General features: G+C 72.1%; 19 protein-coding genes. 7 read left to right on the forward strand and 12 right to left on the reverse strand.

Annotated elements, in window-relative coordinates; genetic code table 11:
• Positions 1-3 precede the first annotated feature (3 nt).
• Genes ACIBQ6_RS22870 through ACIBQ6_RS22880 form a run of 3 tightly spaced genes read right to left on the reverse strand, consistent with a single transcriptional unit; the run spans position 4 to position 4,332 of the window.
• Positions 4-2,268 carry an arylsulfatase gene (locus ACIBQ6_RS22870; RefSeq protein ID WP_397214281.1) on the reverse strand — a complete coding sequence of 755 codons (2,265 nt, stop codon included), beginning with the start codon at positions 2,266-2,268 and terminating at the stop codon, positions 4-6.
• Positions 2,265-3,218 (reverse strand): aldo/keto reductase, encoded by a 954-nt coding sequence (locus ACIBQ6_RS22875; protein ID WP_397214283.1) that lies wholly within the window; start codon positions 3,216-3,218, stop codon positions 2,265-2,267. Before ACIBQ6_RS22875 ends, ACIBQ6_RS22870 begins: the two co-directional genes overlap by 4 nt.
• Before the next feature lie 10 nt (positions 3,219-3,228).
• Positions 3,229-4,332: a zinc-binding dehydrogenase gene (locus ACIBQ6_RS22880; RefSeq protein ID WP_397214285.1), complete on the reverse strand. Its 1,104-nt coding sequence runs from the start codon at positions 4,330-4,332 to the stop codon at positions 3,229-3,231.
• An 83-nt stretch (positions 4,333-4,415) separates the two neighbouring features.
• On the opposite strand from ACIBQ6_RS22880, the gene ACIBQ6_RS22885 reads away from it, so the two are divergent.
• Entirely contained in the window at positions 4,416-5,789 is a 1,374-nt protein-coding gene (locus tag ACIBQ6_RS22885; protein ID WP_397214288.1) for an amidohydrolase, read from the forward strand.
• Positions 5,790-5,851: 62 nt separating this feature from the next.
• Here ACIBQ6_RS22885 and ACIBQ6_RS22890 read toward each other — a convergent pair whose 3' ends face one another.
• Entirely contained in the window at positions 5,852-6,598 is a 747-nt protein-coding gene (locus ACIBQ6_RS22890) for an SDR family NAD(P)-dependent oxidoreductase (protein ID WP_397214290.1), read from the reverse strand.
• A 114-nt stretch (positions 6,599-6,712) separates the two neighbouring features.
• Here ACIBQ6_RS22890 and ACIBQ6_RS22895 point away from each other — a divergent pair, with 114 nt between their 5' ends.
• Complete coding sequence (locus ACIBQ6_RS22895) at positions 6,713-7,684, forward strand: aldo/keto reductase (RefSeq protein WP_397214292.1); 972 nt, start codon at positions 6,713-6,715, stop codon at positions 7,682-7,684.
• Between the two features lie 169 nt (positions 7,685-7,853).
• Here ACIBQ6_RS22895 and ACIBQ6_RS22900 read toward each other — a convergent pair whose 3' ends face one another.
• The 4 genes from ACIBQ6_RS22900 to ACIBQ6_RS22915 are packed head-to-tail and all read right to left on the reverse strand — an operon-like array spanning position 7,854 to position 13,111.
• Positions 7,854-8,762, reverse strand: a complete 909-nt coding sequence (locus tag ACIBQ6_RS22900) for an ABC transporter permease (protein WP_397214294.1) — start codon at positions 8,760-8,762, stop codon at positions 7,854-7,856.
• On the reverse strand, positions 8,759-9,703 hold the full coding sequence (locus ACIBQ6_RS22905; RefSeq protein ID WP_397214296.1) for an ABC transporter permease: 945 nt from the start codon (positions 9,701-9,703) through the stop codon (positions 8,759-8,761). The genes ACIBQ6_RS22900 and ACIBQ6_RS22905 overlap by 4 nt, the downstream gene beginning before the upstream one ends.
• Before the next feature lie 9 nt (positions 9,704-9,712).
• Positions 9,713-11,317 carry an ABC transporter substrate-binding protein gene (locus tag ACIBQ6_RS22910; protein ID WP_397214298.1) on the reverse strand — a complete coding sequence of 535 codons (1,605 nt, stop codon included), beginning with the start codon at positions 11,315-11,317 and terminating at the stop codon, positions 9,713-9,715.
• A gap of 57 nt (positions 11,318-11,374) precedes the next feature.
• A complete protein-coding gene (locus tag ACIBQ6_RS22915) occupies positions 11,375-13,111 on the reverse strand; it encodes a dipeptide ABC transporter ATP-binding protein (RefSeq protein ID WP_397214300.1) in 1,737 nt (578 codons plus the stop codon).
• Positions 13,112-13,325: 214 nt separating this feature from the next.
• On the opposite strand from ACIBQ6_RS22915, the gene ACIBQ6_RS22920 reads away from it, so the two are divergent.
• Entirely contained in the window at positions 13,326-14,315 is a 990-nt protein-coding gene (locus tag ACIBQ6_RS22920; RefSeq protein ID WP_397214302.1) for a methyltransferase, read from the forward strand.
• A 113-nt stretch (positions 14,316-14,428) separates the two neighbouring features.
• Here the strand turns inward: ACIBQ6_RS22920 and ACIBQ6_RS22925 are convergent, their stop codons facing one another.
• The 4 genes from ACIBQ6_RS22925 to hpaD form a co-directional block, all read right to left on the reverse strand.
• On the reverse strand, positions 14,429-15,016 hold the full coding sequence (locus tag ACIBQ6_RS22925) for a TetR/AcrR family transcriptional regulator (RefSeq protein WP_352352627.1): 588 nt from the start codon (positions 15,014-15,016) through the stop codon (positions 14,429-14,431).
• Positions 15,017-15,087: 71 nt separating this feature from the next.
• Entirely contained in the window at positions 15,088-15,753 is a 666-nt protein-coding gene (locus ACIBQ6_RS22930; RefSeq protein ID WP_358292395.1) for a GntR family transcriptional regulator, read from the reverse strand.
• The gene (locus ACIBQ6_RS22935) at positions 15,750-16,517 is read right to left on the reverse strand and encodes an alpha/beta fold hydrolase (RefSeq protein WP_397214304.1); all 768 of its coding nucleotides are present in this window, start codon (positions 16,515-16,517) and stop codon (positions 15,750-15,752) included. The genes ACIBQ6_RS22930 and ACIBQ6_RS22935 overlap by 4 nt, the downstream gene beginning before the upstream one ends.
• 14 nt (positions 16,518-16,531) lie before the next feature.
• Positions 16,532-17,392 (reverse strand): 3,4-dihydroxyphenylacetate 2,3-dioxygenase, encoded by an 861-nt coding sequence (hpaD, locus tag ACIBQ6_RS22940; RefSeq protein WP_397214306.1) that lies wholly within the window; start codon positions 17,390-17,392, stop codon positions 16,532-16,534.
• A 161-nt stretch (positions 17,393-17,553) separates the two neighbouring features.
• On the opposite strand from hpaD, the gene ACIBQ6_RS22945 reads away from it, so the two are divergent.
• From ACIBQ6_RS22945 to ACIBQ6_RS22960, 4 genes are all read left to right on the forward strand, one after another.
• Positions 17,554-18,966, forward strand: coding sequence for a fumarylacetoacetate hydrolase family protein (locus ACIBQ6_RS22945; protein ID WP_358292387.1), 1,413 nt, complete (start codon positions 17,554-17,556; stop codon positions 18,964-18,966).
• 20 nt (positions 18,967-18,986) lie between these two features.
• Entirely contained in the window at positions 18,987-19,898 is a 912-nt protein-coding gene (gene dapA, locus ACIBQ6_RS22950) for a 4-hydroxy-tetrahydrodipicolinate synthase (RefSeq protein WP_352352622.1), read from the forward strand.
• Positions 19,898-21,364, forward strand: coding sequence for a 5-carboxymethyl-2-hydroxymuconate semialdehyde dehydrogenase (gene hpaE, locus ACIBQ6_RS22955; protein WP_397160441.1), 1,467 nt, complete (start codon positions 19,898-19,900; stop codon positions 21,362-21,364). The genes dapA and hpaE overlap by 1 nt, the downstream gene beginning before the upstream one ends.
• A 123-nt stretch (positions 21,365-21,487) precedes the next feature.
• Positions 21,488-22,747, forward strand: a complete 1,260-nt coding sequence (locus ACIBQ6_RS22960) for a lamin tail domain-containing protein (RefSeq protein WP_397214308.1) — start codon at positions 21,488-21,490, stop codon at positions 22,745-22,747.
• Positions 22,748-22,802: the final 55 nt, after the last annotated feature.

The raw sequence follows: 22,802 nt of genomic DNA on the forward strand, positions 1-22,802 counted from the left end.
CCGTCATTCGATCGCGCGCTGCGCCAGGTCCTCGGCCAGCGCGATGATCTCCGGGTTGTAGGGCGCCTTCTCCCCCGGGACGTACCGCACCCGGTCCAGGCCGCGCCGGTAGCGGAACACGCCCCGGCGCTCGTGCAGCTCCCAGTCCACCGGGCCGCCGTAGTCGAAGCCGACGCTGATGCCGGTGAAGGGCGCCATGCCGACCAGCTGCGGGACCCGCTCGACGGCCAGCACCGGCTTGTCGTCCACCAGCACCTCGACGTCCCAGCGCACCTCCGGCAGCGCCGTGAAGCGGGCCGTGACGGTCACCGGCCCCGCCGCCGGGATCGGGCCGGCCGCCCGCACCGGCACGCCGTAGGCGTTGTACGTCAGCCGCAGCTCGCCGTCCTCGACGTACAGGACGTAGCCGCCGCCCTGGTCGCCGTGGGCCACGATCACGCCCTCGTCGCCCGGCCGCCGCTCCAGCCACGCCTCGATCGTGAACGACCGCATGGAGGTGAGCCTGCTCGACCGGAACCGTTCCAGCACCGGGGTGCCCGGGTGGATGGTGACCGGCTCCGACAGCGCCAGCTCGGCCGGCGGCCGGGTGTTGAGCATGTCCGGCGTGTCGGCCAGCGGGAAGACCGTGTTGAGCCAGGCCGCCGCCCGCCACTTCGCGGCCAGGTCGGCCACCCGTTCCGGCTGCTCGGCGGCCAGGTCGGTGGTCTCGGCCGGGTCGCGGGCGATGTCGTACAGCTCCCAGCCGTCGTCGGTGAACGGCGTGCCGGGCAGGTGCGGGGCGATGAGCTTGTAGTGGTCCTCGAAGTAGCCGCGCTGCCCGCCGCTCTCGACGTACTGCGAGCGGTGCCGGCTCGGCCGGTCGCGCTCGCGCAGGAAGTGGTCGAACGGCACGCCGTCCACGTCCTGCGGGTGGTCCAGGCCGGCCAGCGTGAGCAGGGTGGGCGCGACGTCGGTGACGTAGGCGTACTGGTCGCGCACGCCCGGGTCGCCGGCCTGCCTGGGCAGCCCGGCCGGCCACGACAACACGAACGGCACGTGGATGCCGCCCGCGTAGGCGTGGCCCTTGTAGCGGCGGAACGGGGTGTTGGAGACGTTCCCCCAGCCGCGCGGGTAGTGGCCGTGGACCTGGGGGCCGCCGACGAGGTCGAGGTCGCGCGGCACGTCGTGGCACCAGTCGTCGGGCAGGCCGGCCAGGTGCACGAAGCGGCTGAGGTAGCTGCGGGTGCCCTCCGGGCCGCCCTCGGCGGTCGCGCCGTTGTCGCTGGTGACGACGATGACGGTGTTGTCGTACTCGCCGATGCGCTTGAGGTGCTCGACCAGCCGGCCGAGGCTCTGGTCCACGGCGTCCACGGCGGCGGCGTAGACCTCCATGTGGCGGGCGTACAGCTCGGTGCGCTCCTCCCACGGCGCCAGGTCCGGGTCGGACGGCCGGGTGCCCTCGGGGAAGAGGCCGTCGCGGAGCTGGCGGGCGAAGCGTTCCTCGCGGATCCTGGCCCAGCCCGCGTCGTAGCGGCCGCGGTACTTGGCGACGTCGGCCGGCTTGGCCTGCACCGGGCCGTGCACGGCCTGGTGGGCGAAGTAGAGGAAGAACGGCTTGTCGGCGTCGTTGGCGCGCAGGCCGTTGATCATGCCGATGGCGCGGTCGGTGAGGGCGTCGGTCAGGTAGAAGTCGTCCGGGAAGCCCTCGTCGGGGATCGGGCCGTTGTCGCTGATCAGGCGGTGCGGGTGGAACAGGGATGTGAAGCCGTCCATGGAGCCGTAGTAGCGGTCGAAGCCGCGCTGGAGCGGCCAGGAGCTCTTGTCGGCGCCGTCGTGCAGCTTGGACTCGATGGTCAGGTGCCACTTGCCGACCATGAACGTCGCGTACCCGCCGGCCCGGAACGACTCGGCCAGCGTGGGCACCTCCCGCGGGATCTCCATCCGGTAGCCGGGATAGCCCGGGTCCACGTGGGCCACCATCGCGAACCCGGCCCGGTGCGGGTTGAGCCCGGTCATCAGGGCGGCCCTGGAGGGCGAGCAGAGCGGGGTGCTGTGGTAGTTGCTGAACCGGTAGCCCGACTCGGCCAGCGCCTGCACGTGCGGCGTGTCGATCTCCGACCCGAACGGCGACAGGTCGCTGAACCCCAGGTCGTCCACCAGCACCACCACCACGTTGGGCGCCCCGGGACGCGCCCGCCGCGGCCGCGGCCACCAGGGCGTGGACTGCGAGGCCAGCTCGCGGGCCGTGCCGCCGAAACCCTCGTACCCCCTGCTCGGCGGCGTGCTCACGGGCCCTCCGGATCGACGGCGTCCCGGTCGGCCCACAGCGGCGCCACCAGCGCCCGCAGCTCCTCGGCGCCGACCCGCTCGACCAGCTCCACGGCCGCCAGGTTGTCGCGCAGCTGGTCCAGGCTGGTCGCGCCGAACAGGGTGGTGGTGTTGGCCGGGTGGGTGAGCGTGAAGGCCACGCACACCTGCGCCGGGGTGGCGTCCAGGCCGGCGGCGATCGCGGCCAGCTCCGCCGCCGAGGCCGCGATGCGCTCCCTGATGCCGCCGGGGTCGCGGCCGACCTGCCGGTCCACGCCCTTGCCCAGCAGCACGCCGCCCTCCAGCACGTCGGAGGACTGCAGCGTGACGCCCTGGGCGAAGATGCGGGCGAACGGCGCGCCGTCGGGGATCGAGCGGCGCGAGACGCTGTACTTCAGCTGCGCGATGGCCGGGCCCTCGACGCCCCCGCCGGCGGCGGCGTCGATGAGCGTCTGCACGTTCGAGGCCGACCAGTTGTTGACGCCCCAGCTCCGGATCAGCCCCTCCTTCGCCAGGCCGGCCAGGTCGAGGACGAGCCGGTGCAGGTCCACGCCGTCGTGCCGCAGGTCGCCCAGCACCACGAGGTCGGCGTGGTCGGCGCCGGCCCGGAACAGGGCGTTGAGCAGCTGGTCGCGCAGGCTGTGCTCCGGGTAGCCCTCCAGCCACAGCTTGGAGGAGAGCAGGTAGTCCTCGCGGCGCAGGCCGGCCGCGCGCACCAGGGCCGAGAAGATCACGTCGGTGAACACGGGCGGCATGCCGGGGAAGCCGTAGACGCCGACGTCGAACAGGTCGATGCCGTGGTCCACGGCCTCGCGGATCATGGCGACCGCGTCGTGGAAGTCCATGCGGTCGTAGGTGTGCCAGGAGCCGAGCGCGAGCACGCCCGTCTCCGGTCCGGTGCGGCCGATGCGGCGGCGCGGGATGGTCTGCACGGCAGGTCTCCTAGGGCAGGCGGGGGTCGATGACGGCCTTGATCTCACCGAGCCTGGACATCGACTCGACGCAGGCGGTGGCCTGAGCCAGGCCGACGGGCTCGCTGAACAGCTCGTCCCACGGCATGCGGGCGGCGAAGGTCTGGAAGAACTCGATCGAGCGGTGGTAGTCGGCGATGTCACCGTTGAGCGAGCCGACGACGGTCAGCTCCTTGCCCATGACCGCGCCGAGCGGCACGGGCGCGAGCTCGAAGCCGGTGGAGCCGACGATCACCACGGTGCCGCGCTGGGCGGCCACCGCGACCGCCTCCTCGGCCACGGTGGGCGCGCCGGCCAGGTCGAACACGTAGTCCGCGCCGCGCTCCCCGGCCAGCTCCCTGATCCGGGCGACGCGCTCGTCCTTGCCGAGGTCGGTCGAGACGGTCGCGTCGGCGCCGAAGCGCCGGGCGGCGGCCAGCCGGTCGTCCGGGCCGCCCACGGTGATGACGGTGCCCGCGCCGGCGATCCTGGCGACGGCCGTGGCGAAGATGCCGAGCGCGCCCGCGCCCTGCACCACCACGGTGGAACCGGTCCTGACGCCGCCGGCCCGGTCCACGGCGCGCAGCACGGTCTTGGCCGCGCAGCCCGACATCGAGGCCCAGGTGTCCTTGACGTCGGCGGGCAGCAGCAGCTTGGCCGCGCCCGGGGTCACGTAGCAGTACTCGACCAGGCCGCCCGTGGCGTACGGGGGGCGGTCGGCGCGCTGCGTGAAGCCGTAGCCGCGGTTGGCGCAGGCGACCGGCTGGCGCAGCACGGCGCAGCCGTAGCAGTGGCCGCAGGTGGACTCCGACCAGCCGATGCGGTCGCCCGGGGCGATCGGGCGGCCGAGGGCGTCGGTGGTGCCCGGCCCGGCCTCGACGACCTCGCCGACCATCTCGTGGCCGAGGATCATCGGCAGCATCCCGGGGAACGTCATCTGGCCGGCCCACAGGTGCACGTCGGTGCCGCACAGGGTGGTGCACGTGATGCGCACCAGGGCGGCGCCGGGCTCGACGGCGTCGGGCAGCGGGACGTCCTGAAGGCTGAGGGGCTTGCCGTGCTCGGTGAGGACGGCGGCGGCGGTTCTCGTAGGCATGGTCACCTTCGTGGCTTTCGACCGTTAAGTGTGGTTAATCTACACTCGTTGACAAACAATTACAGCCCCTCGGGAGGAACCCGGTGTCAGCGGACGAGTACGCGGACCTCGTGGCGGTCGGCGGCAACGTGCTCACCTTCGACGCCCGCGACGGGCGGGCGAGCGGCCTGGCGGCGCGCGCCGGCCGCCTGGTGGCGGTCGGGACGGACGAGGAGGCCCTGGCGCACGCCGGACCCGGCACCCGGGTGCTCTCCCTGGCCGGCCGGACGGTCCTGCCCGGCATCAACGACTCGCACCTGCACGCCGCCTGGCTGGGAGCGGTCTGGCCGGACACGCTGATCAGCGAGAACGGCCTGTCCGCCCACCAGGGCCGGCTGCTGGCCGACGAGGAGTCCAGGCGGGCCGCCATCCTGCGCGCCGGGCGGATCTGCGCCTCGCTCGGCATCACCAGCTACACCGAGCCCGGCCTCGGCCCCGGCGAGGACGACGGCGAGACCGGCTGCTTCTCGCAGGCCGTCCTGGACACCTACGCGACGCTGGCGAAGGAGGGCGAGCTGCGGGCACGGGTGACCGCGTTGCGGCTGTTCGGCATCCTCGACGGCCCCAGCACTCTGGAGGACGTCGCCGCCGGCCTGGACGCGCCCCTCCCCCGCACCGACCCCGCCTGGCTCAACGTGACCGGGCTCAAGATCTTCGCCGACGGCATCCCGCCCATGGGCTCGGCCTGGACCTGCCACCGCTACACCTCGGGCGGCCACGGATCGCTGCTGGTGGCGGGGGCGGACGACGCCGCGCGGGAGCACAACCTGCGCGCCATGATCCGGCTGGCGCACCGCGCGGGCCTCCAGGTCGGCGTGCACGCCACCGGCGACCGGTCCATCGACGCGTTCGTGGACACGGTGGCCGAACTGGTGGCCGAGCCGGCGGGCGAGCGCGGGGCCGCGAGGCGGCACTACGTCATCCACGGCGACCTGGTGAACCCCGCCCAGATCGCCCGCATGGCCGGGCTCGGCATGGGCCTCACCACGCAGCCGCTGATCGCGGCGGCCACCGCCGACTGGGTGGCCGGCGCGCTCGGCCCGGAGGTCGCCGGGACGGCCTGGCCGCTGCAGGAGCTGCTGGCCGCCGGGATGACGTTCACCCTGAGCAGCGACGGGCCGGTGACCACGCCCGACTGGCGGGCGCAGGTGGCGGCGGCGTGCGGGCTGCTGGGCGAGCGGGCGCCGCGCCCCCGGCTGATGACCCGCCTGCTGCGCTGCTACACCACGGCGCCCGCCGTCCAGGACGGCGCGGAGGCGTGGAAGGGGTCGCTGGAGTGGGGCAAGGCCGCCGACTTCTGCGTGCTGGACCGCGACCCCCTGGAGGTCGCGCCGGGAGACCTGCCGCAGGTCGCGGTCGACGCCACCGTGACCGCGGGCCGGATCGTCCACCTGCGCGAAGGGGTGTCCCTGGACTGAGACGGGTGTCCGCGGACTGAGCGGCGGGGCCGGGTGGCGGCCCGGCCCCGCCGGTGGCGGGGTCAGGCCAGGAGCTGGCCGCCGTCCACCTGGAGGCTGACGCCGGTGATGTGGCGGGCGCCGTCGGAGGCCAGGAAGAGCACGGCGGGGACGATGTCGGCCACCTGGGCGATCGAGCCCAGCGGGATCCGGGCCTCCCACGCCTTCCTGGCCGCGTCGTCGGTGGCGAACATGGCCGTCATCGGGGTGAGCACCGGCCCGGGGGCGACGCCGTTCACGCGGATGCCGTGGGGGGCCAGCTCGATGCCGGCCGAGCGGGTCAGGGCGTCGATGGCGGCCTTGGTGGCCTCGTAGTGGCCGAGGCCGGGCGTGGGCTGGCGGGCGCCGATGGAGGAGATGTTGACCATGCAGCCACGTACGCCCCGCCGCACCATGTGCGCCCCGACGGCCCGGGTCATCAGGAACGTGCCGCGGAAGTTGACCCGGGCGCAGGCGTCGAAGACGTCCACGTCGAGCCCGATGAGCGGGCCGCCGCCCGCGGTGTGCCCGGCGTTGTTCACCAGCACGCCGATGTCGCCGTGCTCGGCGGCGACGGCCGCGACGGCGGACTCGACGGAGGCGGCGTCCCCGACGTCCAGCTGGACGTGGTGGGCGCCGAGCCCGGCGGCGACCGCCCTGGCCCGCGCCTCGTCGAGGTCGGCGATGACCACCCGATCGCCCGCCGCGGCGAAGGCTTCGGCGACGCCGCGGCCGATGCCGCTCGCGCCGCCGGTGACGAGGACGGTCCTGGGAACGACAGGTTCGCTCATGTGGGGGTTCCTGTTCGGTGCGGGCCTTCGCAGACGGGGCTGCGCGGGCGTCCTGGGTTTATTATTATACAAGCGTAGACAAAAAAGGCTTCATCCGGCAGGGAGTGGATCGACGTGAGCGACACACAGCGGGTTCCGGCACGGCGCCTCGGACCGGGCGGCACGACGACGTCCCTGTTCGGGCTGGGCTCCTGGAACACCTGGGACCGCATGGAGTTCGGCGACGCGGTGGCCCTGATCAGGGCGGCGCTCGACGCCGGGGTGACCCTCTTCGACGTCGCCCACTACAACATGGGCCCGCACGCCGAGCAGGCCCGTACGGACCTCATCTTCGGCCGGGCGGTGCGCGAGGCCGGCGCGAGCCGGGACGACTGGCAGCTCTGCGGCAAGCTGTGGCTGTGGGAGTACCCGCGCACGGGCTTCCGCGAGCAGCTCGACGTCAGCTTCGACCGCGTCGGCGTCGAGAGCGCCGAGACCGTCGTGGTCGGCGACTATATGCAGCGGCCCGACATCCGGCGGATCGTGACCGACGTCGCCGAGCAGATCGCGGCCGGCCGCTTCACGAGCTGGGGCGTCAACAACTGGATCGCCGAGGACGTCGACCTCGCGCTGAGCTTCGCCGCCGAGGAGGGCCTGACGCCGCCGAGCTTCGCCCAGCTCAAGTACAGCATCGCCCGGCGCTCGATGGCCGAGGGCGGCTTCTACGGCCGGCACTTCGCCTCCGGCGCGCTGGCACTGCAGGCCAGCGACGTCTTCGAGGGCGGCATCCTGGTGGGCAGGAAGTTCCCCGAACGGAAGATCGGCGCGGACCCGGGCGGCATCCGGGAGGCCGTCAGGCAGGCCGCGGACGCCGTCGCCCGGGTCGCGGACGAGTTCGGCGCGACGCCCGCCCAGGTCGCGATCGTGTTCTGCCTGGAGCATCCGGCGGTGGCCAACGTGCTGTTCGGGGTGAGCCGGATGGCCCAGCTGGAGGACAACCTGGGCGCGTTGCGGCTGTGGCGCGAGCACGGCCCGCAGGTGCGCGCGGCCCTGGCCGACCTGTGGCTGGACCGCGACGTGCGCGCCGACGGCGTCTGGGCCCCCTGACCTGTGGCTGGACCGCGACGTGCGCGCCGACGGCGTCTGGGCCCCTGACCTGCGACGTGCCGGGCCGGGAGCCTCTGACGCGGGCGCGGGGACGCCCGGCGGCGATCGCCGGGGTCCCCGCGCGGGCCCGCCGTCACTGAGCCGTCACTGAGCCGTCACCGTGCCGTCACTATGCCGGACGGCGGGTGCGCAGCTTCTGCAGCTCGCTCATCGACCGGGCGCGGGCGTCCACCACGTTGCGCATGCTCGACCCGATGAGGTTCAGCAGCAGCACGCAGAACATGATCGCCGCACCCGGCAGCACGATCAGCCACGGCGCCTGCGTCAGGTACGACCGCCCCTCGGCGATCATGTTGCCCCACGTCGGAGTGGGCGGCGCGATGCCCAGCCCGAGGAAGCTCATCGCGCCGTCCACCAGCATCGCCGAGGCCGACAGGATCACGACCTGCACCAGCGCCAGCGGCAGCACGTTGGGCAGCACGTGCACGAACAGGATCTTCGCCGGCCGCATGCCGGACACCCGCGCCGCCCCGATGTACTGCCGCGCCGCCACGCCGAGCACCCGGCTGCGGATCACCCGGGCCGTGAACGGCGTGAAGATGACCGTCAGCGCGATCAGCTCGGTCCAGATGCTGGCGCCGAGCCCGATGGCCAGCGCCATGGCCAGGATGATCGCCGGGAACGACATCCAGGCGTCCATGATCCGCATGACGATCGCGTCCACGGTCCGGTAGAAGCCGCTGACCAGGCCGATCACCATGCCGGTGAACGCCGCGCAGAGCGTGATGAGCGCCGAGAGGCCGAGCGAGGCCCGGCCGCCGGAGACCAGGCGGCTCAGCACGTCCCGGCCGTAGGAATCGGTGCCGAGCAGGTGGTCGGCCGAGGGCGGCAGCAGCCGGTGCACCGGGTCGGTCGCGTTGGCGTCCGGCAGGAACGCCGGCAGCAGCACGACGGCCAGCACGACGAGGACGAGCAGCGCGGTGGCGGTGATCAGCACCCGGTTGCGGCGCCAGGCGCGGGAGGCCGCGGAGGGCCACCCGGCCGTCCCGACGCGCCCGGCGACGGCCTCGGAAGTCACGAAACACGCACCTTGGGGTCGAGGAGGGCGTAGGACAGGTCGACGACCAGGTTGACGACCACGAACATCAGCGCGACGAACAGCGTCACGCCCTGGACGAGCGGGAAGTCCCGGGTCGAGACCGCGCCCATGAGCAACGAGCCCAGCCCGGGGATGACGAAGATCGACTCGATGATCACGATGCCGCCGACCATCATCGCGAAGTTGCTGCCGAGCTGGGTGATCAGCGGCATGAGCGCGTTCGGCAGCACGTGCCTGAGCATGACCTGCCGCTCCGACAGGCCCTTGACCCGCGCGGTGCGCAGGTACGTCTGCGGCAGCTCGCCGAGCACGCTCTCCCGCAGGGTCAGCGTGAACAGCGCCGACTGCCCGATGACCAGGCACACCACCGGCAGCACCAGCATCGGCACCCCGGCGACCGGATCGGCGAAGAGGTCGGCGTACCCGCTGGAGGGGAACCAGCGCAGCGACACGGCGAACACCAGCACCAGGATCAGCGCGATCCAGAAGTCGGGGATCGCCATGCCGAGCGAGGAGAGCAGGTTGAGCGCGCGGGCCACGGGGTTGCGCGGCGAGACCGCGTTCCACGAGGTGACCAGCACCGCGACGACGAAGCTGAGGACGGTGCTGATCACCGCCAGGGTCAGCGTCGGGACGAAGTGCTCGGCCACCACCCCTGCCACCGGCGCGTGGTAGGTGATCGACGAGCCGAAGTCGCCGCCCGCCACGTTGCCGAGCCAGCTCAGGTACTGCTGCCACAGCGAGCCCGTCAGGCCCATGCTCTGCCGCAGCGCCTCGACGTCCTGCGGCCTGGCCGTCGGGCCGAGGATGGCGATGGCCGGGTCGCCCGGGATCAGGCGGATGACGAAGAACATCATCGTGCCCACGATCAGCAGGATGACAACCAGGTCACGCAGCCGCCGGAGCAGAAGTCCCGCCATGTTCCCCCCTCACTTCCGCAGCCAGGAGTTCCAGAACACGCGGTAGAACGTGTCGTACCCCTTGAGCTTGGGCGAGTAGGCGGCGTACAGCTTCGACTGGCTGATCGTGATGACCGGGAGCTGCTGCCACACGAACGCCTGGAGCTGGTCCATGAGCGTCCTGGCGGTCTCGGGGGAGGTCGCGGCGTTGTAGTCCTCGATCAGCTTGGCCAGCTCGGGCGAGCCGGAGCCGTTGAACGCCCCGAGGGTCAGCGCGGGCATCTGCGAGGGCGAGGTGAGCGCGGCGTTGAAGAACAGGGTGGTGACGTCCCAGCCGCCGGGGTCCTTGGTGATCGTGCCGAGCATCGTCGGGAAGTCGTAGGTGTCGATCTTCGTCTTGATGCCGATCTTGGAGAGCTGGTCCTGCAGCAGCACCGCCCACTGGCTGAACTGCGGATAGCTGCTGGAGGTCAGGATCCGCACGGTGTCACCGGCGTTGACGCCGGCCTGCGCGAACAGTTCCTTGGCCCGGTTCGGGTCGTGCTGCCGGTAGACGTCGTCGCCGGCGGTGGAGTACAGGCCCTTGTTGTCCTGCGAGACCAGCGCGCCCACCTCGACGGTGAGGTCGGGGCCGCCGCCGGTGGCGGCGTTCAGCGCGGGCTTGTCCATCAGCAGGTTGAGCGCCTGCCGGGCGCGCACGTCGGAGAACTTGGAGCCCTTGTTGAAGTTGGGGATCAGCACGTTCTGGTTGGCCCCGGCCAGGTTCGACACGACCACGGCGGGGTTGTTCTTCAGCGGGGTGTACTGGTCGTCGCCCGGCATGGCGTGCGCCCACTGGCCGGTCTGCAGGCCGTTGACCACGGCGTCCTGGTCGGCGACGACCTTGTAGGTGACCGTGTCGAGGTAGGCGTGCTTGGCGCCGGCCTGGCCGCCCCAGTCCTCCTCGGCGCGCGACTTGTAGCCGTCGTAACGCTCCAGCACGACCTGCTGCCCGATGTCCCAGCTCTTCAGCTTGTACGGCCCGGTGCCGACCGCGCCCTCCTTGGCGAAGCCGGTCGCCGGGACGTCCTTGAGGTTCCTGGCCTCGTAGATCTCCGCGCCGGGGCTGGCCAGCTCGTCGATCAGCGGGTAACGCGGCTTCTTCAGCTCCAGCGTGACCGTGCGGTCGCCGGCGGCCTTGAGGCTCTTGACGTCGGCGGCGACCTGCTGGCCGGTGACGTGGCTCTTCAGCCAGCGCTCCAGGCTGGCGACCGCGTCGGCGGCGGTGAGCGGGGCGCCGTCCTGGAACGTGACACCGGCGCGCAGCTCGAAGGTGTAGGTGAGCCGGTCGTCGCTGCGCTTGTAGGTGTCGACCAGCATCGGCCTGGCCGCGAAGGTCTTGTCGACCTCGAAGAGCTTCTCGTACAGCATGTTGCCGATGTGGGCGGTGACCTGGCCGGGGTTGGCGACCATGTCCAGCGACTGCGGGTCGGTCGGCACCGCGACCACGAGGTCGCCGCCGCGTACGGGGGTGCCGGCGTCGGCGGAGGAGGACGAGGAGGACGACGTCGCGCCGCCCGCGCAGCCGGAGAGCAGCAGGGCACTCGCCGCGGCGGCGGAGACGAGCCCGGCCCTCAGGCTCTTGAGCACGTTCATGGTGGGTTCTCGCTCTTGCTCTAAAAGGGGGGACAGAAGGAGAAGGTCGGCCCGGGGCTATCCCACGTATGCCGACAAGTCGGGGTTCGCGGCCAGGAGCCGGCGCGTGTACTCGTGGGTGGAGGAGGAGGCGATGGTTTCCGGGGCGCCGACCTCGACGAGGTCGCCCTTGTACATCACGCCGACGCGGTCGGCCACCGACAGCACCAGGCTGAGGTTGTGCGTGATGAACAGGAAGCTGATGCCGTGCGAGCGGCGCAGCTGCAGAAGGAGGTTCATGACCTGGCCCTGGACGGAGACGTCGAGGGCGGAGGTGGGCTCGTCGGCGACGATGAGCTTCGGCTCGGCGGCGACCGCGCGCGCGATGGACACGCGCTGGCGCATGCCGCCGGACAGTTGCGAGGGCAGCTTGCGGGCGCAGTCGGCGGGCAGGCCGACCTCGTCGATCAGCTCGGCCACCCGCCGGTCGAGGTCCGCGCCGCGCAGCCGGGTCAGCTCGCGCAGCGGCTCGGCGATGATGCGGGCCACGGTGTGCCGGGGGTCGAGCGAGCTCTGCGGGTCCTGGAAGATCAGCTGGGTGGCGCGGCGGAAGGCGCGCTCGTCGCCGCGCAGCCCCGCGTCGGTGATGCGGTGCTCGCCGAAGGAGATGCTGCCCGAGGTCGGCCGTTCCAGGGCGCTGACCATGCGGCCGAGCGTCGTCTTGCCCGAGCCGGACTCGCCGACCAGGCCGAAGAACTCGCCGGGCGCGATCTCCAGCGAGACGCCGCCGACCGCGCGCACGCTCGCCCGGCGGCCGGTCCGGTACACCTTGGTGACGTTCTCGACGACCAGGGGCGGAGTGCCGGTCGCCGGCGCCGGCTCGTCGCCGAGCGCCGGCGTCTCGGTCACGCTCCCGCCGGCGGGCACGCCGTCGGCTTCGGTCGCGGCCCGCAGCCTGGTCTCCGAGATCGTCGGGAATCCGGTACGGCGGCTGACGCCGAGCTGTGGCACGCATTCCAGCAGCGCCTTGGTGTACGGATGCGTAGGCTTGCGGAGGATGTCCATCTTGTCGCCGACCTCCACCAGCCTGCCCCGGTACATGACGGCGATCCGGTCGGCGATCTCGGCGGCGACGCCCATGTCATGGGTGATGAACACGCAGGCGGTCCGATGCTCACGCTGCACGCGACGGAACAGCGCCAGGATCTCGGCCTGCGTGGTCACGTCGAGGGCGGTGGTCGGCTCGTCGGCGATGAGGACGTCGGGGTCGGACATCAGTGCCATGGCGATCATCACGCGCTGCTGCATGCCGCCGGACATCTGGTGCGGATAGAGCGCCATGATCCGATCGGTGTCGGCCAGCCCGACCTCGGTGAGCAGGCTCCTGGCCTTGGCCTCGGCCTCGCGGCGCAGCCGGCTCCCCCGGCGCAGCGCCTGCCGGGGCAGCGCGCCCTCGGGCCGGTAGCCCTCGATGAGCTGCGCGCCGACGCGCTGGGCGGGGTTGAGCGAGTCCAGGGCCTCCTGGAAGATCATGGCGATCCGGGCGCCCCGGTAGGCGCGCATGGCCTCGGCGCTCAGCCGCGTGACGTCCACGCCGCCGACCTCGATCGTGCCCTCGGTGTAGGCCGGGGCCACGAACTCCAGCAGGCGGATGATCGACAGCGCCGTCACGGTCTTGCCGCTGCCCGACTCCCCCACCACGCAGAGCGTCTGCCCGGAGGCGACGTCGAGGGTGAGCCGGTGGACGAGTTCCTGGGGCTCGGCGTCCTCCCGGGTGACGCCGATGGTCAGATCCGTCAGATTGAGCAGCGACATGCGCGAGAGCTCCATTCCAGGCACCGGTCCCGTGCTCGAAGTGGGGCACGCAAACCCACACTGAGCTGCCGAAAAGCCATGTTCGAGCCAGATAGTTCTACAAAGGTTGACAGAGGGGTCCCCTACTGTCAACGGTTATTCCACGTTCGTAGACAGAGGGTCTATGGTGAACGTCTACATTCGTAGACAATACAGAAAGGGCAGGGCCTTGACCATGTCCACGCCTTCCCCCACGCCGGATCCGATCGTCGCCATCGCCACCGGTTACATGGGCGCCAAGCAGCTCTTCGCGGCCAGCCGCATCGGGCTGTTCGAGGCGCTCGCGGACGGCGAGCGCAGCGCCGGGGAGATCGCGACGGCCACTGGCGTCACCCCCCGCATGGCCCGCATCCTGGCCGACAGCATGGCCGGGCTCGGCCTGCTGACCAGGACCGACGGCCGGTACGCCCTCGGCGCCGACGCGGCCGGCTACCTGGCCGGGCGAAAGTCGTCCGAGCTCGACCTCGGGCCGTTCCTCACGTTCCTCAACCAGATCAGCTACGGCCACTGGCTGCAGTTCGACACGACCGTGGACACCACCGAGCCGGGCGTCCTGGACACCTCCGGCGACCGGTGGGGCACGTTCATGGCCGGGGTCATGACGTACAACAGCCTGCACGCCAGGATGCTGGGCGGCGCGTTCGACTTCGCCGGCTTCCGCAGCCTGCTGGACCTGGGCGGCCTGTCCAGCGCCTTCGCCTTCGAGGCCCTGCGCGCCAACCCGGAGCTGCGGGCCTCCTTCGTGTACGACCCGACCTTCGCCGACTCCATCACCCAGCAGGTGGCCGAGGCCGGGTTCGCCGACCGGGCCGAGGTGACCGGCGTCCCGACCGACACGGCCACGCCCGCCGGCCCGTACGACCTGGTCATGGTCAACCACGTCATCCACCGCTTCGGCGTCGAGCAGAACCGGGCCATCCTGCGCAACGCCCGCGCGGCGGCGGCGCCGGGGGCGCGGCTGCTGCTGCTCGACTTCTTCCTCGACGACGACGCCGAGCAGCGGGCCATCGACGCGCTGCACGCCGGGGAGTACCTGGTGATCGACGGGACCGTCGTCCACGAGGAGTCGCAGGTGCGCGCCTGGCTCGACGAGGCCGCCTGGAAGCCGGTGGACAAGCTGGCCCTGCCGGGCAGCCCGCGCGTCATCGTGGCCGAAGCGGTCTGAGCACGACGCGGCCCGCGCCGCCCAGGTGGCGGCGCGGGCCGGAACGCGCAGGTCAGGACCGGAACGCGCAGGTCAGGACCGGAACGCGCGGATCAGGGGCCCGAACGCGCGGGTCAGGGCCGGGAGATGCGGTCGAAGAACGACTCCAGGTGCCGCTTCTGCAGCTCGACCGTGGAGAACTGCGGGCCGACCAGACTCATCACGTTGGCCCCGGCGTTGAGCAGCACGAGCTCGTCCACGAGCTGCTCGTCGGGGATCGAGGTGTGGATGTCGCCGTCGGCGCGGCCCTCCTCGATCAGCCGGTGCAGCATGCCGCGCCAGGCCCGCAGGTGCTCCAGGTACTTGTCGTACAGCTTGGGGTTGGTCAGCGAGGTCTGCCAGAAGATCAGCAGCACCCGGCCGGCCGTGATGCGCTCCTCGTCGATCGGCATCGCGGCCTCGCACATCTCGCGCAGCGCGCCCAGCCCGCGGCGGCCGTCGAGCTTGACGTAGCTGGTCACGATGGCCAGGGCGCGCTCGTACGTCGCCTCGATGATGTCTTCCTTGCCGGGGAAGTAGTGCTTGAGCGCGCCGTTGGCGAAGCCCGCCGCGTTCGCGATCTCGCGCATGGTGGCCGCCTCGATGCCCCCCTTCGTGATCAGGTCCCACGTGACGTCGATGATGTCGCTGCGACGCTGGTCGTGGTCGATGATCTTGGGCATGCGGGCACCCCTCCGTACGGCGTTTCGTCTACCAGTGTAGGACAAAATGCCGGGAGGGTATGACCCGATCGTTAGCCGTGGGTGACCCGGACGTCATAGAGGGCGCCGGCGGTGTTCGTCTTGTGCGCGCAGGCCAGCCGTTCGATCTCGGCGGGGTCGGCTCCCCCGGCGATGAGGTCGAGCAGGTGCTCGTGCTCCTCGACCGAACGGCGGGCCCGGCCCGGCAGGTAGCCGAACACCGAGCGCCGCATGTGGTCCAGCCTGGTCCATTCGGCCTCCAGCAGGAAGTTCAGGTGCTCGTCGTCGCAGTGCTCGTAGACCGAGAAGTGGAAGGCGCGGTTGAGCGCGGTGAACGCGGTGGGGTCGAAGGAGTCGAGCGCCTGGAACAGCCGGGCGTTGATCTCGCGGGAGCGCGCCACGTCCGCCGGGCCCATGCGCGGGGCCGCGACGGCGGTCGCGTACCCCTCCAGCCGGGCCAGCACCTCCAGCGTGTGCCGCACCTGCGCCGCGTCGAAGACCGCGACGCGGGCGCCGACGTTGCGCACGACCTCCACCAGCCCGTCGGACTGCAGGCGGCGCAGCGCCTCGCGCAGGGGGATCGTGCTGACGCCGATCTCCCGCGCGAGGCGGTCCATGACGAGCTGGTAGCCAGGGCCGTAGGTGCCGTCCAGGATGCGCGAACGCAGGATCTCGTAGCTGAGCTCCGCCTTCGACGCGACTCCGCCGGTGCTGGTCACGTGCCGGACGCCGGATCAGCCACCGGGCCGGACGCCGGGCCGAGCGCCTCGCCGAGCGCCTCGCCGAGGGCGGCGCGGAACGCGGGCCCGGCCAGCGCGCCGCGGTGGTCGCCGGGGACGGTGACCAGCCGGGCGCCGGGCACCAGCGCGACGACGTTCTCGATGCCGGAGGTCATCATGTCCTCCGCGCCCGCCACGAACATTGGCGGCGTGCGCCCGGCCCAGCCCTTGGGCTCGAACGGCGTGCCGCGCAGGCCCTCGACCAGCCGGACCAGCCCGGCGGCCCGTTCGGGGTCGCCGCCGGAGGCGCCCGCGATCATCGCCGCGATCATGCCGGTCATCGGGTCGCCCGGCTCGCCGCCCGCGACGGCCGAGCGCAGCGCCGCGACGTCCAGCGCGGCGAACGGCTCGAACGGGCTGAGCCCGCCCAGCACGACCGCGCGCACCCGATCGGGGGCCAGCTCCGGCAGTTCCCAGGCGAGCCGGGCGCCGAGCGAGTACCCCACCACGTCGAGCGGCCCGTCGCCGGCCAGGGCGAGCAGCGCGGCCGCGATCTCGGGCGCGCCCGCCGGCCCGTCCGGCACCGGGCTCTTCCCGTGACCGGGCAGGTCGGGCACGACGACCACGCGCCCGGCCGCGGCCAGCTCCGCCGCGATCCCGGTCTCCACCCAGTCCTGCCGCCCGCTGGAGGCGAACCCGTGCAGCAGCAGCACGGGCGGCGCCCCGGCGGGCCGGTCGGGCGTGAACGTCTGTACGGCCGTCATGTGCGCCGGCTCCTTCATCTCGTGTGGTAGGCGGGTACGGGGAAGTCGACGACCACCTGGCCGGTGCCGCTGCTGCCGAAGTACGGGCACAGCTGCTCGCCGCGCCCGGTGTACTCGCGCCAGCCCAGCAGCCCGAACAGCATGGCGGTGTCGGCCATCGCCCCCTCGCCGGTGCACCGCTCGTTGTAGTCGGGCAGCATGTCCAGGAACTCCGGGATGCGCCCTTCGTCCCACATCTCCAGCACCGCGTGGTCGACCTTGCGGTTCAGCTCGCTGCTCACGTCGTCGAGCAGCGACTCGGCGATCTCGTTGGGCGGGAAGGCGTGCGAGAGCGACCCGCTGGCCAGGAAGGCCACCTTCCTGTCGCTGCGAAGCACGGCCCGCAGCAGCGCCTCGCCGATCCGCCGGTTCTCCTCGACGGTCGAGTAGATGTTGCAGCCGATGGGCAGGACCCGGATGTCGGAGTCCTGGTTCATGAAGTACATCGGCACGAGTGTGGCGTACTCCAGGCCCAGGTCCTGGTAGGTGTGCACGCGGGCCTTCTGGCCGCCCGCGACGATCTCCTCGCGGATCAGCTCGGCCAGCTCGGGATCGCCCGCGTAGTCGTAGGCGAGGTCGTGGATGAAGTGCGGCAACTCATGGCTGACGTACGTGGCCTGGTGGCGCGGCTTGCCGTTGAGGTGGAAGCCGATGCTGTTCATCCAATGGGTGTCGGCGATCAGGAACGTGTCCGCGCCGCGCTCGCGGGCCCGCCTGCCGACCTCGGTGAGGGCGAGTTCCGCGGGACGGCGGATGCCGAAGTGTTTGCCGGGCTGGATCGACAGCCAGATCGACGGCACATGCGTGATCTTGGCGGCCAGCACGATCTCACCCATCACGCCACTCCCGGCCTGCTTGGGCGGTCTGAACCATCATCCGCACTCTCCTCTCCACTGATGACGTGATGAGCATCATGTAGGCATCTGAGGGGGTATGTCGATATTGTTCCACATGCCATAACATAAATGATGTCGTATATGATTTGGAAGGAGACGAGGTGGGACACCCTCTCGGACTGTCACCAGGGAAGATCGTCGCGGTCCATCTGAACTACCGCAGCCGGGCCGCCGAGCGCGGTCGCGTCCCTGCCGTCCCCTCCTACTTCCTCAAGCCGCCGACGTCCCTGTCCTGGTCCGGACGGCCCGTGGTGCGTCCCGAGGGGTGTGAGCTGCTGGCGTTCGAGGGCGAGATCGGCATCCTCATCGGCAGCCGGGCCCATCGCGTCCCCCCCGGACGCGCGCTGGAGCACGTGGCCGGGTACGTGGCGGCCAACGACTTCGGCGTCTACGACTTCAAGCACGCCGACCTCGGCTCCAACCTGCGGGCCAAGGGCCAGGACGGGTTCACGCCGGTCGGCTCGGAACTGCTCACCGGCGCCGATCCCGGACGGTTGTGGCTGCGCACCTACGTCAACGGCGAGCTCGCCCAGGAGGCGTGCACCGACGAGCTGCTGTTCGGCTTCGACCTGCTCGTCGCCGACCTGTCCCGGTACATGACGCTGGAGCCCGGCGACCTGATCCTGGCCGGCACCCCGGCGGGCTCGACCGTCGTCCGGCCCGGCGACGTGGTGGAGGTCGAGCTGGAGGGTACGGCCCGGCTGCGCAACGAGGTCGTCGCCGGCCAGGATCCCCCCGCGGCGTACGGCGTCCAGCCCCAGGTCACCGAGGCGACCAGGGCCGCCGCGTACGGCGCCGCCCAACCCGTCCCCGCCCCCGACCCCGGCCCGCTGACCCCGGAGGTCGTCGCCGCGCTGCGCTCGGTCTCCACCGCGACGCTCTCCTCCCAGCTCCGCGCGCGCGGCATCGACCACCACTTCATCGAGGGCGTCCGCCCCGCCCGTCCCGACCTGCGCATGGTCGGCGTCGCGCGCACCCTGCGCTACCTGCCGCTGCGCGAGGACGTCTTCGCCGAGCGCGGCGGCGGCATGAACGCCCAGAAGCGCACCGTCGAGGAGCTCCAGCCGGGCGAGGTGCTGGTCATCTCCGCCCGCGGCGAGCACGGCGCGGGCACGCTGGGCGACATCCTGGCCATGCGCGCCCTGCGCCGCGGCGCGGCCGGCGTCGTCACCGACGGCGGGCTGCGCGACAGCCCCTCCTTCGCCTCGCTCGACCTGCCCTCCTACTACGGCGCCGCGCACGCCGCCGTGCTCGGCCGCCGCCACGTCCCGATGGACTCGCAGGTGCCGGTGGACTGCGGCGGCGTGCTGGTGTGCCCCGGCGACGTGCTGGTGGGCGATGCCGAAGGGGTCGTCGTCATCCCGCCCGCGCTGGTCGCCGAGGTCGCCGGGGACGCCGCCCGGCAGGAGGACGAGGAGCGTTTCATCCTCGATCGCGTCTCCGAGGGAGCCTCGATCGACGGCCTCTACCCGCTGAAGGGCGCCTGGCGCGAGGCGTACGAGCAGCAGCGCTGACCCCCCAAGAAGGAGAATCCATGAAGTTCCGCTCGGATCCGTCGACCATCCGCGGATCCATCGCCCCCGTGGTGACGCCGTTCGCCGCCGACGGGTCGCTGGACCTCGACTCGTTGCGCTCGCTGGTGCGCTGGCAGCTCGACCAGGGCTCGCACGGCATCTCGACCGGCGGGTCCACCGGCGAGCCCGGCGCCCAGTCCGTCGAGGAGCGCGTCGCGGCGATGGCCGTGGTGGCCGAGGAGACCGCCGACCGGGTGCCGTTCCTGCCCGGCACCGGCTCGGCCAAGCTCGACGAGACGCTGCGGCTGACCGCCGAGGCCGAGCGCCTGGGCGCCGACGCCGCCCTGGTCATCACGCCCTACTACGCCCGTCCCACCCAGGAAGCCCTCTACCGCTGGTACGCCACGGTCGCCGCCGAGTTCCCCGCGCTGCCGATCGTCATCTACAACGTGCCCTCGCGCACCGCCGTCGACATCGCCCCCGCGACCGTGGCCAGGCTGCGCCGCGACCACGACAACATCGTCGGCGTCAAGGAGACCACCAAGGACTTCGAGCACTTCTCGCACGTGCTCAACCTGTGCGGGCGCGACTTCCTCATGTGGTCCGGCATCGAGCTGCTCTGCCTGCCGCTGCTGGCCATCGGCGGCGTCGGCTTCGTCAGCGCGGCGGCCAACCTCGCGCCGAAGACCGTGGCCCGCATGTACGAGGCGTACACCGCCGGCGACCACGCGACCGCGCTGGAGCTGCACTACTCGCTGCACCCGCTGGTCGAGCTGCTGTTCGTGGAGACGAACCCGGCCCCCGCCAAGTGGGTGCTGGAACAGCGCGGCCTGATCGCCTCCGGCCACGTACGAGCCCCCCTGATCACCCCCACCGAGCCCGGCATCGCCCGGATCAACGAACTACTGGCACAGAGCGAGGGAGTCGCCTGATGAAACTGGAGCACTACATCGGCGGCCGGCACGTCCCGAGCCAGTCCGGTGCGACCTTCACCGCGCTCGACCCGACCACGAACGAGCCGTACCTGGAGGTGGCCGCGGGCGGCGCGGCCGACGTGGACGCGGCCGTCGCCGCCGCCCAGAAGGCGTTCACCGACGGCCCGTGGAGCACGATGCCCGCCGAGCAGCGGGCCGGCACGCTGCGCGCGGTCGCGGCGGCCATCGAGTCCAGGGACGACGAGATCGCCGCGCTGGAGTGCCGGGACACCGGCCTGCCGATCACCCAGGCCCGCGGCCAGGCCCGCCGCGCGGCGCACAACTTCCGCTTCTTCGCCGACGTGATCACCACCATGGGCGAGGACGTCTACCGCGTCGGCTCCGCGCAGCTCAACTACGTCGTGCGCAAGCCGGTCGGCGTGGCCGGGCTGATCACGCCGTGGAACACGCCGTTCATGCTGGAGACCTGGAAGCTGGCCCCGGCGCTGGCGGCCGGCTGCCCGGTGGTGCTCAAGCCGGCCGAGTGGTCCCCCGCCTCGGCGAGCCTGCTGCCGGAGATCATGGAGGAGGCCGGGCTGCCCGAGGGCGTGTTCAACCTGGTCCACGGCATCGGCGAGGACGCGGGCGCGGCGCTGGTGGCCCACCCCGACGTGCCGGTGATCTCCTTCACCGGCGAGAGCGGCACCGGGCAGACCATCATGCGCAACGCCGCGTCGTCGCTGAAGACGTTGTCGATGGAGCTGGGCGGCAAGTCGCCGCTGCTCGTCTTCGCGGACGCCGACCTGGAGCGGGCGCTCGACGCGGCCGTCTTCGGCGTCTTCTCGCTGAACGGCGAGCGCTGCACGGCCAGCTCGCGGATCCTCGTCCAGGACACCGTGTACGAGGAGTTCGTGGCCAGGCTGGCCGAGCGGGCCGCGCGGGTACGCGTCGGCGCGCCCGGCGACCCCGCCACCGAGCTGGGCGCGCTCATCCACCCCGAGCACTACGAGCGGGTCATGGAGTACGTCGAGCTCGGCTCGCGCGAGGGCGCCCGCCTGGTCGCCGGCGGTTCCCGGCCCGAGCACCTGACGGCGGGCAACTTCCTGGCCGCGACGGTGTTCGCCGACGTGGCCCCGCACATGCGGATCTTCCAGGAGGAGATCTTCGGACCGGTCGTCTGCGTGACGCCCTTCTCCACCGAGACGGAGGCGGTGGAGCTGGCCAACGCGACCCGGTACGGCCTGGCGGCGTACCTGTGGACCAACGACCTGCGCCGGACGCACCGGCTGGCCCAGTCGATCGAGGCGGGCATGGTCTGGGTCAACTCCCAGAACGTGCGCGACCTGCGCACGCCGTTCGGCGGGGTGAAGGCCAGCGGCGTGGGCCGGGAGGGCGGCCGGCACAGCATCGACGTCTACACCGAGTCGCACATCGTGCACCTGGCCACCGAGGACCTGCCGATCCCCCGGTTCGGCGCCGCCTGAGCCGGCACGTCCCGCGCCGGGCCGCTCCCCGGTCCGGCGTGGGACGTGGACGCCGAGAAGTGCGCGGAGTTACGCTCCCGATGGCCGATAGGGCGGTGATGGCCGTCTTTGGGGGGGAACCCAATGAGCTACACACTTCTGCGCGGCAGCTTCGTGATCCGTTACCCCGACCTTCCCCGGCAGGGCCCCGAGCCCGACGGCGACACGATCAAGTTCAGGCCGGACACACCCGCGCTGGTCGAAGGGCTGGCCCGGCCGTCCGGACGGCCGCCGGAGCTCGGCGCGCGCGGCATCTCCGTGCGTCTGGAGGCCATCGACGCCCTGGAGACCCACTTCCAGGACACCCACCAGGAGCTGACCGGCGCGAACGCCGCCCGCGACGAGCTGCTGCGGCTGCTCGGCTTCACGAATGTGCGCTTCTTCGACGACCTGCCCAACAAGGTCCAGTCGGCCGACCAGGACGAGCTGCGCGGGCACGTCCTCAGCAACGGCATCGACGCCAACGGCCGGCTGATCGGGTTCGTGTTCGCCGGCGAGCACCCCGGCCCCGACGGGCAGGCCGTGTTCCTCGACGAGGCGCTGGTGGACACGTCCGTGAACGCCAGGCTGCTGGCCGCCGGGCTGACGTACCCGGCCTTCTACGCCACGCTGCCCGCGACGCTGCGCACGCACCTGGCCGGCGTGTCGCGCACGGCCAAGGCGGCGGCGTCGCCCACCGGCATCTGGCCGCGCTCGGCCGCCGACCCCGACGGGCCCGCCGAGGCCGGCTCGCTGGAGGCGCTCACCGGGCTCGTCATGTGGCCGAAGTTGTTCCGCCGGCTGGTGCCCTATCTGGCGACCGGGGCGGCGAACCTGGACGGCTTCGACGCCTGGCTCCGGGCCGACCCCGTCAACCGGGACGACGCGGTGTTCCTGCTGGACCGGCTCGAACACGGCAACCTGCACGACGTGATCCGCGCCTCGGGCAGCCAGATCCAGCTCACGGCCTGGCCCGAGGACTTCGTCATCAGCCCCGACCCGGCGCCGCCCGGCGCGCCCGTCGTCGCGCGCCCGCCGTCCACCGGGGACGTGCTGATCGTGGCCGCGCTGCCCGACCCGGTGGGGGCCGACCGGGGGCACGAGACGGTCACCCTCCTCAACGTCACCGGACGGTCCGTGGACCTCGGCGGGTGGCGGCTGGCGGACTCGGCGGGCGGGCGCATGGAGCTGACCGGGGTGCTCGCGGGTGGTGGCGTGCTGCAGGTCGTGCTCGACGGCCGGGTACAGCTCCGCAACCAGGGCGAAACCATCCTGCTCGTGTCCCCCGAGGGCGTCACGATCGACCAGGCCGCCTACAAACCCGACCACGTCCACCCCGGCCACACCATCTGCTTCGGCCGCTGACCATCCCGCGCCGGGAAACCCGACCCCGAGCACCGGCGTTCCGGCGCTCGGGGCG

The sequence above is a fragment of the Nonomuraea sp. NPDC049655 genome, assembly GCF_044465465.1.
Lineage (GTDB): Bacteria > Actinomycetota > Actinomycetes > Streptosporangiales > Streptosporangiaceae > Nonomuraea.